The sequence below is a fragment of the Mesorhizobium sp. NPDC059054 genome (assembly GCF_042739215.1).
Lineage (GTDB): Bacteria > Pseudomonadota > Alphaproteobacteria > Rhizobiales > Rhizobiaceae > Mesorhizobium.
Window position 1 is genome coordinate 1,241,101 of sequence record NZ_JBHYHV010000001.1, and the last position, 14,222, is coordinate 1,255,322.

At 60.8% G+C, this 14,222-nt stretch carries 14 protein-coding genes; 6 read left to right on the forward strand and 8 right to left on the reverse strand.

What is annotated here, in order from left to right; translation table 11 throughout:
* The first annotated feature begins 228 nt into the window (after positions 1-228).
* Complete coding sequence (locus ACFWXH_RS06085) at positions 229-675, forward strand: iron-sulfur cluster assembly scaffold protein (RefSeq protein ID WP_379118351.1); 447 nt, start codon at positions 229-231, stop codon at positions 673-675.
* 8 nt (positions 676-683) lie between these two features.
* Here the strand turns inward: ACFWXH_RS06085 and ACFWXH_RS06090 are convergent, their stop codons facing one another.
* Together ACFWXH_RS06090 and ACFWXH_RS06095 are read right to left on the reverse strand one after the other, a co-directional pair.
* A complete protein-coding gene (locus tag ACFWXH_RS06090; protein ID WP_379118983.1) occupies positions 684-1,796 on the reverse strand; it encodes a glycosyltransferase in 1,113 nt (370 codons plus the stop codon).
* 28 nt (positions 1,797-1,824) lie between these two features.
* Positions 1,825-2,388 (reverse strand): polysaccharide biosynthesis/export family protein, encoded by a 564-nt coding sequence (locus ACFWXH_RS06095; RefSeq protein WP_054313248.1) that lies wholly within the window; start codon positions 2,386-2,388, stop codon positions 1,825-1,827.
* 276 nt (positions 2,389-2,664) lie between these two features.
* On the opposite strand from ACFWXH_RS06095, the gene ACFWXH_RS06100 reads away from it, so the two are divergent.
* Positions 2,665-4,908 (forward strand): GumC family protein, encoded by a 2,244-nt coding sequence (locus ACFWXH_RS06100; protein WP_379118353.1) that lies wholly within the window; start codon positions 2,665-2,667, stop codon positions 4,906-4,908.
* Positions 4,909-5,007: 99 nt separating this feature from the next.
* Here the strand turns inward: ACFWXH_RS06100 and ACFWXH_RS06105 are convergent, their stop codons facing one another.
* Both ACFWXH_RS06105 and ACFWXH_RS06110 read right to left on the reverse strand, forming a co-directional pair.
* Positions 5,008-6,234, reverse strand: coding sequence for a GNAT family N-acetyltransferase (locus ACFWXH_RS06105; protein ID WP_379118355.1), 1,227 nt, complete (start codon positions 6,232-6,234; stop codon positions 5,008-5,010).
* 105 nt (positions 6,235-6,339) lie between these two features.
* A complete protein-coding gene (locus ACFWXH_RS06110; RefSeq protein WP_054313245.1) occupies positions 6,340-6,555 on the reverse strand; it encodes a DUF2842 domain-containing protein in 216 nt (71 codons plus the stop codon).
* A gap of 151 nt (positions 6,556-6,706) precedes the next feature.
* On the opposite strand from ACFWXH_RS06110, the gene ACFWXH_RS06115 reads away from it, so the two are divergent.
* Complete coding sequence (locus ACFWXH_RS06115) at positions 6,707-7,801, forward strand: COX15/CtaA family protein (protein WP_379118357.1); 1,095 nt, start codon at positions 6,707-6,709, stop codon at positions 7,799-7,801.
* 23 nt (positions 7,802-7,824) lie between these two features.
* On the opposite strand, the gene ACFWXH_RS06120 is transcribed toward ACFWXH_RS06115, so the two are convergent.
* The 3 genes from ACFWXH_RS06120 to speB all read right to left on the reverse strand — a co-directional run bounded on the left by ACFWXH_RS06120 (position 7,825) and on the right by speB (position 10,685).
* The gene (locus ACFWXH_RS06120; RefSeq protein WP_379118359.1) at positions 7,825-8,661 is read right to left on the reverse strand and encodes an aminoglycoside phosphotransferase family protein; all 837 of its coding nucleotides are present in this window, start codon (positions 8,659-8,661) and stop codon (positions 7,825-7,827) included.
* A 67-nt stretch (positions 8,662-8,728) separates the two neighbouring features.
* Positions 8,729-9,661, reverse strand: a complete 933-nt coding sequence (argC, locus tag ACFWXH_RS06125) for an N-acetyl-gamma-glutamyl-phosphate reductase (protein ID WP_379118361.1) — start codon at positions 9,659-9,661, stop codon at positions 8,729-8,731.
* Positions 9,662-9,695: 34 nt separating this feature from the next.
* Positions 9,696-10,685, reverse strand: a complete 990-nt coding sequence (gene speB / locus ACFWXH_RS06130) for an agmatinase (RefSeq protein ID WP_379118363.1) — start codon at positions 10,683-10,685, stop codon at positions 9,696-9,698.
* 344 nt (positions 10,686-11,029) lie between these two features.
* On the opposite strand from speB, the gene ACFWXH_RS06135 reads away from it, so the two are divergent.
* Together ACFWXH_RS06135 and ACFWXH_RS06140 are read left to right on the forward strand one after the other, a co-directional pair.
* Positions 11,030-11,479, forward strand: a complete 450-nt coding sequence (locus ACFWXH_RS06135; RefSeq protein ID WP_054313242.1) for a universal stress protein — start codon at positions 11,030-11,032, stop codon at positions 11,477-11,479.
* Positions 11,480-11,574: 95 nt separating this feature from the next.
* On the forward strand, positions 11,575-11,832 hold the full coding sequence (locus ACFWXH_RS06140; RefSeq protein WP_379118366.1) for a DUF1344 domain-containing protein: 258 nt from the start codon (positions 11,575-11,577) through the stop codon (positions 11,830-11,832).
* A gap of 253 nt (positions 11,833-12,085) precedes the next feature.
* Here ACFWXH_RS06140 and ACFWXH_RS06145 read toward each other — a convergent pair whose 3' ends face one another.
* Positions 12,086-12,571, reverse strand: a complete 486-nt coding sequence (locus ACFWXH_RS06145) for a phasin family protein (protein ID WP_379118368.1) — start codon at positions 12,569-12,571, stop codon at positions 12,086-12,088.
* A gap of 300 nt (positions 12,572-12,871) precedes the next feature.
* Between ACFWXH_RS06145 and ACFWXH_RS06150 the strand changes: the two genes are divergently transcribed.
* Positions 12,872-14,170 (forward strand): DUF445 domain-containing protein, encoded by a 1,299-nt coding sequence (locus ACFWXH_RS06150; protein WP_379118370.1) that lies wholly within the window; start codon positions 12,872-12,874, stop codon positions 14,168-14,170.
* Positions 14,171-14,222 lie beyond the last annotated feature (52 nt).

Sequence of the window (14,222 nt, forward strand, 5' to 3'; positions counted from 1 at the left end):
CGTAGTTCCCTTCATAGAGGGAACGAGTTGAACGGACCACTGCCTTTTACGGTAGCGGGAATCCCACCCGGATTCCCGCCCGGAGGCGGCGTGAAAAAGGCCGGCTGACGCGACTGCCCGTCGCCTTGTCGATACCGGACCCGAAGCATTATATATGGTCGTGCCGAGCGAATGAAAGATACGCCAGCAGCATTCGATGATCGTGCCAGCATGGCAGGCTGAAACATTATGATCGACGACGTCTACAACACGAAAATTCTTGGCTTCGCGGGAAATATCGGCCGCATCGGTCGGCTGGAGAATCCTGACGCGACAGCCAAGGCCCATTCCAAGCTGTGCGGTTCGACCGTGGTGGTCGATGTCGCCATGCAGGATGGGATCGTCACCGATTTCGCACACGACGTGAAAGCTTGTGCGCTCGGCCAGGCTTCATCTTCCATCATGGCCGCCAATGTCGTCGGCGCAACCGCGGAAGAGCTGCGCGCCGTACGCGATGTGATGTGGAAGATGCTGAAGGAAAACGGCGCGCCGCCCGAAGGGCGTTTCGCCGATTTGAAGTATCTGGAGCCGGTACGTGATTACAAGGCGCGTCATGCTTCCACGATGCTGACCTTTGACGCTGTCGTGGACGCGATTGAGCAGATAGAACAAAAACGCGCCGAAGCCGCCGCCTGAATTCAGGACTAACCGGCCAGAGCCGCGAAATAGGCTTTCTCGATTTCCGCTGCCATGACGTCCGCACCGAACCGCGACTTGAGTTCGCTCGTTTCTGGCATCGCCTGTCGATAGGCGTCCAGATCGGCAAGCGCCTCGTCCATTTTCTCGCTGATTTCGCCGACATCCGGTTGCACGAGAGCGGGTGAGCCTGCACCGAAGATTTCCGGTATGCCGCCGACCGCGCTGGCGATCATCGGCTTTCCTGCCGCCAGGGTTTCGAGCACGATGTAGGGCATGGCCTCGGCGCGCGACGGCACGACCACAACATGCGCCAGCGCGAAAGCCGCGCGCGCCGGCATGGGCGGGAAGAAGCGGATGCGGCCGTCGAGGCCAAGCCGCTTCACCTGAGCGTGGTAGCGCGGCAGGTCGTCACCATCTCCGACCATGACCGCGCTGATGCTGCGGTCGGAGCGAACCTCGGCCTGGGCGAGGGCATCGATGAAGATGTCCGGCCCCTTCAGGTCGCGCATCATGCCGATATAGAGAAGGTCGGCGGCGTCCGTGTCCGCGGCGACCGGCTCGAATTCGATATCGCGCAAACCGTTATACACCAGCACGTTCGGAATACGCGGTTCGCCGACCTTGCGACGATAAGCCTGTCTCTCATAATCGGAAACGAACAAAAGATAGTCCGTAAAGAGTGCCATCGTCCGCTCAAGCGCGAAGAACAGCTTTCCGGTTGCCGTGCGCTCGTCATAGTGCAGGCTGCCGCCATGCGGCGAATAGAGGCGGGCCACGCGAGACCTTGAAACCCGCAACAGTGAGCCGAACAGACGCGCATAGGCGCCGCCCTTGGCGCCATGGCCATGGAGCACGTCCGGCTGCAATTCCTTGATGATCTTGAAGGTTCGCCAGGCCGAGGCGGCGTCCCCAGGACCGATATGCCTTTGCATGGGCGTGCGATGCACGCCAAGCGCCAGCGTTTCTTTCATGTCTTCGAACAGAACTTCCTCGAACGCACCGCCTGTCGTCGAATCGCAGACGATGCCGACGAGATGACCGGCTGCCGCTTGCGCATCCGCGAGGTCGCGCACGTGGCGGAAGATACCGCCTACGGGTGAGCGGAAGCAGTGAACGATGCGGAGAGAGGAAGGAGATGCCACGTGCTCAGAACAGGCGTTCGCGAACGTAGATCGTATCACCTGGCAGCAGCGGGTCGGACGTAACGACCCTGCCAGTCATCACCTCTCCATTGATGTCGCGCGTAACGTCGACTTCTGATTGATTGGCACGCGCCGAAAAGCCGCCGGCAATGGCGATCGCTTTCTGTACGGTCAAGCCCGGCACATAGGAATATTGGCCGGCCGCACCGACTTCGCCCATGACGAAGATCGGCCGGTAGCGGTCGATCTCGACTGAAACGTCGGGATCGCGCAGGTAACCCTGGCGCAGCTTTACAGCAAGGGCCTTTTCAAGCTGCTGGGCCGTGCTGCCTCGCGCAGGCACCGTGCCGACGAGCGGAAAGGATATGAAGCCGGACTGGTCCACACTGTAGGTGTTGGTCAAGCCATCCTGTTCGAAGACGGTTACCCGCACGCGATCGCCGGCACCAAGCCGGTAGGGCTGTGTAAGCGCGTCGTGGAAAGCCGGTGGTGTCGGTCGATAACTGGTGCAACCCGCCAGCAGCGACACTGCAAGCAACGCACCAAGGAGCGGGGCAGGGCTTCTCATCACCAGATATATGCCTTCGGCTGGTCGCCGGGTGGCCGGCTGACGTTCAGGATCGAGTCTTGTTATCGGTCTGTTAGGGTTAATGGCCGGTAAAATTCAATGGCGCCGAATATGCGTAAGTGCTGATTTTATAGTCGAAGCGCTTCGTGTCGGCTGGGCCTGAATGAATCTGGGCGCAGGGGAAATCACCGCCGGCTTATTGAGGTGCGGCTTTTTTAACGGCTGAGTTACCATGGTTGTTTACCATGCCTGCAACCCAAAGCGGGAGCGGGATGCATGTCGAGCGTACAATCTAGCGCGGCAGATGTTGATGTTGATCTGAGGCAGCTCTTCGCGAGTCTTGCGCGAAACTGGCTATGGATTCTCTTGGGTGCGCTGGTGGTGGCTGGCTTGGCCCTGGTTCTCACATGGCTCGCGACACCGCTTTATAAGTCCGAAACCCGGTTGTTGATTGAAGCGCGTGAGTCGATCTTCACGCGGCCCAATACGGGCAACGAGGCTGACCGTCCGAATCTGGATGAAGAGACGGTGGCCAGCCAGGTCGAATTGATTTCCTCGACGAACATCCTGAAGCAGGTGGCCCAGCAGCTCAATCTCGCGAAGCTGGCGGAGTTCGATGAGACGGTAAACATGTCGCCGATCAGTCGATTGCTGATCCTGGCAGGATTGAAAAGCGACCCCAACGAGATCCCTCCGGAAGAGCGCGTCTTGAAGAAGATGCGCGAGAAGCTCAACGTCTACCGTGTTGAAAGATCTCGCGTTATCGGCATCGAATTCTCGTCGCGCGATGCGAAGCTCGCTGCCGATGTGCCGAATGCCATCGCCGACGCCTATATCTCCATGCAGCGTAGCGCCAAGCAGGAATCGAATTCGGAAGCCACCGATTGGCTGGCGCCGGAAATCGCCGATCTTTCCAAAGGCGTGAAAGACGCCGAGGCGAAAGTCGCGGAGTTCCGTGCGCAGTCCGATCTTCTGATCGGTCAGAACAACGCTGTTCTGGCCACCCAGCAACTTTCCGAAATGTCGAGCGAGTTGTCGCGCGTGCGCGCCAATCGCGCCTCCGCCGAGGCGACGTCGCAGGGCGTACGCAAGGCCTTGCAGAGTGGTGGGTCGCTGGATTCCTTCCCGGAGGTGCAAGCCTCGGCGGCAATCCAGCGCCTGCGCGATCGGGAAGGTCAGATCAAGAGTGACATCGCCGATCTTTCGACGACCCTGCTTGAGAATCACCCGCGCATTCGCTCGCTTCGGTCCCAGCTTACCGACATCGACCGGCAGATTCGCGCGGAAGCACAGAATGTGCTGTCGAGCCTCGTTACTCAGGCGCAAACCGCGCAGGAGCGCGAGAATCAGCTCGTCACGGACCTTAACCGCCTCAAGGCCGAATCGGCGCGTGCCGGCGAAGAGCAGGTCGAACTGAATGCGCTGGAGCGGGATGCTGCCGCCAAGCGCCAGCAGCTTGAAGACTATCTCGCCCGATATCGGGAAGCCGCTTCGCGTCAAGGTCGCAACTACCTGCCGGTGGATGCGCGTATCTTCTCGCGCGCCGACGTGCCGATCGAACCCTATTTTCCGAAGATCGTCCCGATCGTCAGCGCAGCATTTGTCGCTTCACTGCTGATCATGTCGATCTTCGCCCTGCTGCGTGAGCTGTTCTCCGGTCGCGCCATGCGCCCGGCGCGTGGGCCGCAGCCTGAACCGGTCAGGCAGGTGCCGATGCCTGCCGCGCAGGTTGTTGTGGAGCCGGAAGCCGGGGAGATGCATCAGTCCATCGTGGAACCCCCGGCGCCGGTGAGGCAACCATCCGGCGACGAACGCGCAGCGGCTGTGCGCAAGGCTGCGGCGCTGATTGAGAACGCTTCGGCAGGACGCTCGCCTGTCGATGAGCCCGAGGCGGAGATATCGAAGCCGGAAGTGCCAAGCCTGGGTCTCGGCGAAATCGATGTCGAAAAAGCTGCCGACAGGCTGATTACCAGCGGCGCTGCGCGCGCGATCTTCATCTCGCCTGAAGGTGATGAAGCCGCCGCCAGCTCCATCCTGGTGGCCCGCGAGGTCGCGGATGCGGGCCTGCGTGTGCTGCTGCTCGACCTTACCGCCTCCGGGGCCGCTTCACGCCCGATGCTGGATGGCAGCAGTCAGGCTGGCGTCACCAATCTGCTGGCTTCGGAAGCTCAGTTCAGCGATGTCATCCATGCCGACCACTATTCGGATTGCCATGTGATTCCGGCTGGTACTGCCGATCCGGTGCGCGCCATGCGGGCGGCCGATCGGTTGCCCATCATTATGCAGTCGCTGACCACCGCCTACGATCTCGTGGTGGTGGAATGTGGGCCCGCCGATGCCGATGGTATCCGCCGCCTCGTTGGTGAGGCGACGGAAGTCTTCGTCAGCGTGTTGGAACCGAGCGATGCCGTCACCGATGCTGCTGTCAAGCTGATCGAGAGCGGCTATCCGGATCTGGTTCTGGTGACGCCCGCGGGCTATGGCAGGCCAGGTGCCCCGCTTGGGCGATCTGCTGCCTAGAGGGCACCAGAGCAATTCCAGCAAAAGTGCATAGCGGCTTTGCGTTCGGAATTGTGTAAAAACAAAGAGATAGAGCGCTTCCGTTAAAGCGGAGACGCTCTAGTTTTCTTCGGCGCCTCGTGGCGGCTCCTGGCCTTGCGCTCTGCGGCGCAGGGCCTTTGTGATCTTCCAGATCATCGGATTGTTCTTGATGAAGGCCTTGGTCCGCGCACCTTGATGCAGGATGCCGGCCAGCGCACGGCCTTTTGTCGTGAGCGGCAAAAGTGCATCGCTCTGCCGGATCTCAACGTCACACCACTGTCGCTTGTACGGCTCGTCCCCAACGGAGAAGTCGTAGAGAACATTGCCCTGCCGGCAGGCTTCCTGGATGTTGTCGAAGAACAGGAAATCGCCGGGACTGGCAAAGGAAAGTTCGTCTTCGAGGATTGCGCCGAACTCGCAGACGAGCCGCTTTGGCGAATGGCTGGAGCCGGTCACGGCACGCAGCTTGCCGGCGACTTCGAGCCCATGCAGGATGAAAGCGGGGTTCTTCTCGTCGAGGGCGCTCGTAAACAGCGTCTGGAAGAAGCTGCGTACGCGTTCGTCACCAAAGACGTTGCTGATGCCCATCTTGCGGAAACGCTGTTCTTTCATGGCAAAGAAGGCATCGAGCAGACGGCGTGCGTCCGCCGTGGTCCTGGCTTCGATCCTGGCGAAACCGCCAGCAGCCTCGAATTTGCGTGCCTGAGAGCGATGTTTCTTGCGTTTGCGTTTACCGCTGGCGCGTTCCAGAACACTGTCGAAGCCGCCGTCCAGATCGACGGCAAGAGCCAGGTTGGGGCTGGGAAACGAAGGAAGTGCCGCCAGCGGATTGCTGATGCCGTCGAGGTCGGGCTGCAGACGCTGCAGGGCAATGAGATCGATGTCGGGGCGGGCGGACTTGATGGCCGCAAACAGGGTCGGCAGCCATGAGGGCACGAGGTTTTGCCCAAAAACCACTGAGATAGCTGGGAAATTACCGTTGGCGTGTCGTCCGCCAAGAAAGCGGGCGACGCGGAACGGACCGCTGCGTTCGATTTCCAAGGCCAAGGCAAACATGGTTTGACCGTTGGCCATCAGTGACGCGATGATGGCATCTGGGCGCAGATGTTTGACCCAATGACGCACCCAGAGCGGATCCTGCGGTGGCGCGTGGAGAGCGGTCTGGCTGAACTCCGCATAAGAAGCGATCGCGTCTTCAGTCGCGGCTTCTACGGAAGCCGTGATCGCCGCTGCAGCCGGAGCCGGGTGAGGCGCCGTACGTGACGCGAAAGCCTTGTTTTCCCCCGACGCCGTTGCGTCCGCCATGCCTGCATCGTCCCGTTGGCGCCGTGCAGTGAGCCTGCATCAGACGGACGCAAAATGATGTAGGCATATTAGACTAAAAAGATAAATGAATCTTGGTCTTGCTTGCTAGTTCTTCGGGCGCGGCTCGAGGATAAGCCACTTGATGATGCCCATGGCAGGCAGGATCCAGAGCAGGCCGCTGAGAGCGAAGAAGGCGAGATGAGCCAGCGGGCCGGACTGCGAAAGCTGTGCGACGGCAACGATGGTTGCGACAATGGCGTAGACGACGACGAGCGCCACCAGGAGCACGGCTCCGATCAACTTCTTCAGGCGCATGGGCATGGCGACAATCCTTTGTGATCTTCGGATTATGCCGAATGGCAGTGACGCGCAACCGGCCAGCGCCGGCGCGACGGCGTGCCGCGCCGCGCTGCCTTGCCAGTTTTGGTGCTATGGTTCACTTGAGACCGCAAGACCAATGCTCGGACCAGCCATGGCAGCCACGACCGAAATTGCCGCTCCAGTTGCCGAACAGAACCGCGAGCTGCGCAACCGCGCGCTGGTGCGCGGCTGGCTGTATGTCGTGCTTCTGGTGCTTTTTGCAATCGTCATGGTGGGTGGAGCCACTCGCATGACCGGTTCTGGTCTTTCGATCACTGAATGGAAGCCTATCCACGGTGTCGTCCCACCGCTCAACCAGGCCGAATGGCAGGAAGAGTTCGAGAAATACCAGCAGATCCCACAATACCAGCAGATCAACAAGGATATGACCTTGAACGAATTCAAGGGCATCTTCTGGTGGGAATGGGCGCATCGGCTGCTGGCGCGCGGCGTCGGCTTTCTCGTTGCCGTTCCGCTCGTCTTCTTCTGGGTGACGCGCCGGCTGGAAAGCCGCCTGAAACCGCGGCTGATCGGCCTTCTGGCGCTTGGCGGACTGCAGGGTGCGATCGGCTGGTGGATGGTCGCCTCCGGCCTCAGCGAGCGCGTTTCGGTTAGCCAGTACCGGCTGGCAACGCATCTGACACTCGCCTGCATCATCATCACGGCGGTCGTTTACATCGCACGGGGCCTTGCGCCGTATAGCGAGCCGCCAGCCCGGCGCGGTACGCAGCGGTTCGCCGGCATCATGGTGCTGCTGGTCCTTATCCAGATCTATCTCGGCGCGTTGGTCGCCGGCCTGCATGCCGGCCTCACCTACAACACATGGCCGCTGATGGACGGCGCCATCATCCCCGGCGACCTGTTCATCCTCGACCCTGTCTGGCTCAACCTCTTCGAAAACCCGAAGACGGTGCAGTTCGTACACCGCATGTTCGCCTATTCGGTTCTGATCATCGCGTTGTGGCACGCGCTCTCGACGGTACGCTCCGCGCCCGGCAGCACGCACGCGCGCCGCGCCTGGGTTCTCTTTGGGCTCATTGTCGGCCAGGCCGCCATCGGCGTTGCCACGCTCCTGTTGCAGGCGCCGATCGACGTGGCACTGACCCATCAGGCTTTCGCGATGGTCGTGCTGATCTTCGCGACCGCGCATTGGCGCGGCACCAAGGGAGCTTATCCGCTCGAGACCGAGGTCGTCGTCAGAAGCTGACGGCAGCGGCGCTTGGCCGACATTCAGAAAGCGCTGTCGCGCACTGAGCGTACAGCCTCGACGATCGACAATTCCCGCGCTTCCTCGACGTCGTTCTTGTCCTGATTGTGCCAGGATGACGACAGGCAGCCATATGCAATGGCATGGTCGAGCAGGCGGCGGGGATCCTGGCCCATTGAGCGCGAGAAGATCGTTGCCATCGTCGCGATACGCTCGGGTTCGGTGCACAGCCGATCCAGCGGATTGAAGAACATGTTGGCGGCGTCGAAGCCCGGATCGCCCAATATGCCCTTGGGATCGATCGCCAGCCAGCCGCGCGGTGACTGGATGATGTTGTCGTGATGGATGTCGCCGTGCAACGGGCGCACGTCCAACGGATCGGAGAGCAGGCGCTCGGCGATTTCGGCAGCTTCGGCATAAGGGCTTTCAAGGCCGTCGCGCTTGTCCGCCTTGGCCTTGTCGAAGAGGCTGATAAAGCGTTCGCGCAACGGCTGCAGGTCGCTCGGCGCCGGGTGCCGCGACGGCGAATGCAGCCGTGCCATCACTTCGGCCGAGATTTCGGTGGCGGCGGTATCGCTCGCGTCATCAAGAACAGCGCGCAAGTGACGCTCTCCGGCATATTCGATCAGCATCATCTTGTCTTCGCTGTCGAGCAGGCGGACGAGGCCTTCGCCGCGCCGCCAGGATAGCAGGTGAACGCCGCGCAGTTCGTCTTCGACGTCGTCGAAGTCCTTCAGCGCCTTGACGATGGCAGGCGTGCCGTCGGCCTGACGTACCTTCCAGATGCGGCTGGAGAAGGTTTCGGTGACAAGAACAGGCTCGCTGACGTTCCAGCGCGCCGGCAGGGCAGGCGGGTGCATGGCTTCTTTCCAGGTGTTGAAAGCAAGGCCGCGCCATCGCGCGGCCCGGTTCTGATATCAGGTAAGATCAGCCGTGGAGGCCGAGCATCAGGTCCAGGTTTTGCACGGCTGCTCCCGATGCTCCCTTGCCGAGGTTATCATAGACGGCCACCAGCAGCGCTTGCGCGCGGGCATCGTTGGCAAAAACGTAGACCTTCATGCGGTTGGTGTCGTTGTACTGCTCCGGATTGAGTTCCGGCACGCGGTCGACAGCTTCGTAAGGCGCCACTTCCACCACACCGCCCTCGATGCCGGCAAAATGGTCGGCGATCGCCGCATGCAGCTCGGCGCCCGTCGGAATGTGGTCGAGCTGGGCCAGTTGCAGCGGCACGACGGTGATCATGCCCTGCGCGAAATTGCCGACTGCCGGCTGCATCAGCGCGTCATGCTTCAGCTTCGCATAGGCCTTCAGTTCCGGAAGGTGCTTGTGCTTCAAAGAAAGCGCATAGGGCGTGAATTCCGATGCGCTCTCGCCTTTGGCCTCATAGTCCTCGATCATCGTGCGGCCACCGCCCGAATAGCCGGAGATGCCGTTGAACGTGACCGGATAGTCGGCCGGCAGCAGGCCGCCTTCGACCAACGGCCGCAGTGTCGCGATTGGTCCCTGCGGCCAGCAGCCGGGATTGGCGACGCGCTTCGCAACCGCGATGCGCTTCATCTGCTCCTTGTCCATTTCCGGGAAACCGTATTCCCAGCCGGCAGCGACGCGATACGCGGTGGAAGCATCGATGACGCGGGTCGTGTCGTTTTTGATGAGCGACACGCTTTCCCTCGCTGCATCGTCCGGCAGGCACAGAATGGCGACATCGGCGGCATTGAGGAACTCGGCACGGGCTGCGGTCTCCTTGCGGCGCTCGGCCGGTACGGAGATGATCTCGAGATCGCCGCGGTCCGCCAGCCTGGCCCTGATCTGCAGGCCGGTGGTGCCGTGTTCGCCGTCGATGAAGATTTTCGGTTTCATTGCCTTGTCTGGTCCGATCTTTCTGGCCGGGACGTCAGATGTCCTGACCGGCATGGGTCTGGTTGGTGTTTTCTTCGGCTCTCGCCTTTCGTTCGGCCAGCAAGCCGAGATAGTGCATGGCGATGGTCGAACCGGCGATGGCCGTTATATCGGCATGATCATAGGCTGGCGCAACCTCCACGACATCCGCTCCGACCATATCGATCTGGCTGAGCAGCCGCAGCGTCGACAGGATCTTGGACGAGCTCGGGCCGCCTGATACCGGCGTGCCTGTGCCCGGTGCGAAGGCTGGGTCGAGGCAGTCGATGTCGAAGGTGAGGTAGGTCTTGCGGCCACCGGTGCGTTCGACAATGGCATAGGCGATATCGGCTGCGCGCATCTCCTCGATTTCGTAGCCGTGCAGGATCTTGATGCCGAAAGTGTCCGGCGCATGCGTGCGGATGCCGACCTGGATCGAGCGGTCGGGATCGATCAGGCCTTCCTTGACGGCGCGGCCGACGAAGGAGCCGTGGTCGATGCGCTTGCCGTCGTCCGGCCAGGTGTCCTGATGCGCGTCGAACTGCACGAACGCCAGCGGACCGTGCACGGCGGCGTGGGCCTTGAGCAGCGGGTAGGTGACGAAATGGTCGCCGCCTAGCGAAAGCAGGAACGCGCCGCTCTTCAGGATCTTGGCGGCCTCGCGTTCGATGATGCCGGGTGTCTTCTGGTGGTTACCGGTGTCCAGCAGGCAATCGCCATAGTCGATCACTGCGAGATGCTCGAAGAACTCGCGGGAGAACGGATATTGCGGATCGTTATCGAAGATGGCGGAGGCGCGACGTATCGCCTGCGGGCCGAAGCGCGCGCCCGGACGGTTTGTAACCGCGGCGTCAAACGGAATGCCCCACACGACGGCATCTGCACCCTTCACGTCCTTGGTGTATTTGCGGCGCATGAACGACAAGGCGCCGGCATAGGTCGGCTCGTAAGAGTGTCCGGTTTTACCGCGGGCGGTAAAAGCGTGATCGATGTTCTTGTTCGCCATCGCGTGTTCCTACGGTTATTCGGGCAGCGACACATAACGGACCGCTAAGAAACTTGCCAGTCACGAGACAGGAACGCTCCTGGCCCTAGCCGTGCCGGCGCGCCAGGATGCCGATCGAGGCCCGAGCAAGTCCCGCGTCTCGATTCGGCCTGGGAGCTTGCAAGCCTGCCGGACGCTTCGATCACGGTTTCATTGCACGAAGACGACAGGTCGTAACTACGCCCAAAGGGTTGGGTCTGCTCTTGTCACCTGGCCTTATCCTCGCGTGTCGCCTGTCCGGTTGATCTCGGTCAACACATACCCACCTTCTCTATGGGAGATTTAACTGACCAATGGAGATTGCGATGTACAAACATATTCTTGTTCCGACCGACGGTTCCGACCTTGCCGGCAAGGGGGTCAAGCAGGGTTTGGCGCTTGCCAAGGCACTGGGCGCCAAGGTGACGGTGGTCACCGCTACCGAGCCGTTCCCGGTGTCCGGCTTTGCGCTCGGCGCCGGCTGGGTTCCATCTGGCGCCGATATGCAGGAGTTCAGTGCCGCGCAGAAAGAGGATGCCGAGAAAATCCTGGCTGCCGTCAAGGCGGAGGCAACCAAGGCCGGCGTCGATGCCGACCTCGTCCATGTGCCTGATCAGCGCGCAGCCGATGCGATTTTGGAAGCCGCCAAGGCGCACAAGGCCGACCTTATCGTGATTGCGTCGCACGGTCGGCGCGGCGTCGAGCGTGTGCTGCTTGGCAGCCAAACCTCGGAAGTGCTGGCGCACTCGTCAATTCCGGTCCTGGTGGTGAAATAGGCTTTCGCCACCTTACCAATCTGTATGGTGGCGGCAATGCGCCCGCGAGATACGGCCTTCAATGTGGTGGTGCCTCAACAAAAGGAGTTGCCCTCATGAGGAAGTACATTGCCGCTACCGCCATCGTGCTCGCACTCGCCGGCGTCAACGGCGCCGTCGCCAAGGACCTCAAGGCCACTGTCAAGAAGGTCGATGCGTTGACCAGCTCGGTGACGCTCGACAACGGCCAGACGGTCAAGCTGCCGGCGGGCGTCAAGGCTGCCAGCCTGAAGGCCGGCGACAAGGTGTTGGTCAGCTATTCGACGGACGCCGCAGGCAAGACCACAGTACAGAGCATCAAGCCGTCGAAATAAGCAGCAGAGGCGTCTATTTCCGGCGCCTCGGACTGAAATTGTCATGGTAATTGACACGAAAAGGCCGGGTCGACGACCCGGCCTTTTGGTTGGCCCATAAGGTGTGCGGCAGAAATAGAAAGGCCCGCCGGGAAGCGGGCCTTTGTTATGCGAACTCTTACGCGACGTGCACTCGTACAGAAAATCAGAACCGGTTATGCGGAATTTTCCGCGCGGATGGTTTTCAATGCAGGCCGGTGTGTCCGGCTTGGTGTCAGGCAGCCTTCTTGTCGAAGGTGTAGAGCTTGCCGATTTCGGCCTGAACGGTCTTGGCGCCTTCGACGACGGTCGTCTTGGCGGTCTCGGCAGCGCCACGGACTCGCTCGATGTTGGCCGAGGCGTTTTCGCGCACGAAATCGGCCTGGATCTGAACGGCTTCGTTGAAGGACTGCGCACCGGCAATCTTCTCGACCGTGGTCAGGGTATGCTGGACATTGGCCAGCGTCGCATCGAGCAGGCCACGGGAGAAGTTGGCATAGCCGGCAACGAAGGAAGCGGCGAATTTCTCGACGCCGTCGGTCAGCTTGGCAGCGCCACCATGCACAGTCTCGGCGCGCTCCTTGGCCGTCGACGCGCCACGCTTCACGAAATCGCGGGCAGCAGCAGGAACTTCAAGCTTCGACTGAACGCCATCGAATGCGTTCTTGATCGAGGAAAAATAGTTGGAAGCAGGCGCGGTGGTCTTGGCGGTCTTGGTCATGGCGATTCTCCATCCTCATAAAGGAGCTATGGGTTGCACTCCGTTCAGGATCGACCCGGAGCATGGCGAGCATATAGAGATGATTTTTGTGCATTGCAACATGGTTGTTTGTTGCGGTGCAATAATATGCGCAACCCATTGTCAGAAAAGCATTTAATTTATTTCTGGCTAAGCGATACGGGGTTGAGACTGCTGCAATATGGCTCGGCTTGTGGCCGATGTCGTATGGCAATCGGCATGCGCAATCCCATTTTCCGATGCTAAGCTTATGTCATCGAGACAGGCAGGAGCAGACCGTCAATGTCGCAACAGGATGCTACCGCCACGGGATTTCTGGGCACCGACAAGGATGCCGAGGTAAAACTCGCTGCGCTGCGACGCACGAAGTTCGTGGCGGCCGCAGCGCTCGCGCTTTGTGTGGTGATTTTCGCCATCTCGAAGTCGCTGGAGGGGAGCTATCCCTGGCTCGCTTTTATTGCTGCTTTCGCCGAAGCGGCCACCATTGGCGGCCTGGCTGACTGGTATGCCGTGGTGGCGCTGTTCAAGCGACCGCTCGGATTGCCGATCCCCCATACGGCGATCATCCCGGAGAACCAGAACCGTATCGCCGACAATCTCGGCCGTTTCATCGAGGTCAATTTCCTGGCGCCCGGTCCGGTCCGGGAAAAGCTGAACGAAGTCGACTTTGCTTCCCTGGTTGCCGACTGGCTGGCCAACGAAGAGCGGGCAGCGGGCCTGTCACGCTTCGTCGTACGGCTGGTGCCCCAGACGCTCGGCGCCATCGAGCAGTCCGGCCTGCGCGGTTTCGTCACCCAGCGCATGCTGGAACAGATGGAAAAGGTTCAAGTGGCCCCGCTGGCTGCGGAATTGCTCGAGGCTTTCACGGAGGATCGCCGCCACCAGAAGCTGTTCGATGAATTCACCCGGGTCATCGGCCGCTTCCTTAATGACGAGCAGGCACTGGCAGCCATGCGTGAGAAGATCCGCGAGGAGTTGCCTTCGCTGTTCAATCTGTTTCGCGCCGACGCTTATCTCCTGAAGAAGATCGTCGCCTCCGCCGGCTCGCTGCTGGAGGAGGTGAGGGCCGATCCCGATCATCCGATGCGCGAGGAGTTCGACCGTTTCGTCGGCAAGTTCATCGAGCGGCTGCGTCAATCGAAAGAATATGCCCGTCGCGCCGAGCGGCTGAAACGCGGTTTCCTGGCGCGACCGGAAATCCGCGATCTGGCGCATGACATGTGGGACAGCCTGCGTCGCTTCATCGAGCAGGATGCGCTCGCCGAGAATTCGATGATCCGGCAACATCTGACCGGCATGTTCGTCGAGGTTGGGCGGCACCTGGCCAGTGATCCGCAGATCAGGGCCGACATGAACCAGGGATTTGTCGTTGCTCTTGCCTCCTTCGTGGAGAGCCAGAAGAGCGGTGTCTCCAAATTCATTGCCGATCAGGTCAAGCGCTGGGATCTCACGCAACTTACCCGGTTGATCGAAATGAATATCGGCCGCGACCTGCAGTACATCCGGTTCAACGGCATGATCATCGGCGGCCTGGCCGGCTTGGCGCTCTACATGATGGAACGGTTGTTTCTCGTCAATTGACGGTTGTATTCCCTGGTCTATTCTGACCCTGCGGCAATGGCGCCAGCGATAA

What these genes read in the sequence shown, in the direction of transcription:
- ACFWXH_RS06135 (WP_054313242.1), top strand. Translation starts at nt 11,030, where the DNA reads ATGTACAAACATATTCTTGTTCCGACCGACGGTTCCGACCTTGCCGGC.
- ACFWXH_RS06105 (WP_379118355.1), bottom strand. Translation starts at nt 6,234, where the DNA reads ATGGCGGACGCAACGGCGTCGGGGGAAAACAAGGCTTTCGCGTCACGT.
- ACFWXH_RS06140 (WP_379118366.1), top strand. Translation starts at nt 11,575, where the DNA reads ATGAGGAAGTACATTGCCGCTACCGCCATCGTGCTCGCACTCGCCGGC.
- ACFWXH_RS06095 (WP_054313248.1), bottom strand. Translation starts at nt 2,388, where the DNA reads ATGAGAAGCCCTGCCCCGCTCCTTGGTGCGTTGCTTGCAGTGTCGCTG.
- argC (WP_379118361.1), bottom strand. Translation starts at nt 9,661, where the DNA reads ATGAAACCGAAAATCTTCATCGACGGCGAACACGGCACCACCGGCCTG.
- ACFWXH_RS06120 (WP_379118359.1), bottom strand. Translation starts at nt 8,661, where the DNA reads ATGCACCCGCCTGCCCTGCCGGCGCGCTGGAACGTCAGCGAGCCTGTT.
- ACFWXH_RS06150 (WP_379118370.1), top strand. Translation starts at nt 12,872, where the DNA reads ATGTCGCAACAGGATGCTACCGCCACGGGATTTCTGGGCACCGACAAG.
- ACFWXH_RS06085 (WP_379118351.1), top strand. Translation starts at nt 229, where the DNA reads ATGATCGACGACGTCTACAACACGAAAATTCTTGGCTTCGCGGGAAAT.
- speB (WP_379118363.1), bottom strand. Translation starts at nt 10,685, where the DNA reads ATGGCGAACAAGAACATCGATCACGCTTTTACCGCCCGCGGTAAAACC.
- ACFWXH_RS06115 (WP_379118357.1), top strand. Translation starts at nt 6,707, where the DNA reads ATGGCAGCCACGACCGAAATTGCCGCTCCAGTTGCCGAACAGAACCGC.
- ACFWXH_RS06145 (WP_379118368.1), bottom strand. Translation starts at nt 12,571, where the DNA reads ATGACCAAGACCGCCAAGACCACCGCGCCTGCTTCCAACTATTTTTCC.
- ACFWXH_RS06100 (WP_379118353.1), top strand. Translation starts at nt 2,665, where the DNA reads ATGTCGAGCGTACAATCTAGCGCGGCAGATGTTGATGTTGATCTGAGG.
- ACFWXH_RS06110 (WP_054313245.1), bottom strand. Translation starts at nt 6,555, where the DNA reads ATGCCCATGCGCCTGAAGAAGTTGATCGGAGCCGTGCTCCTGGTGGCG.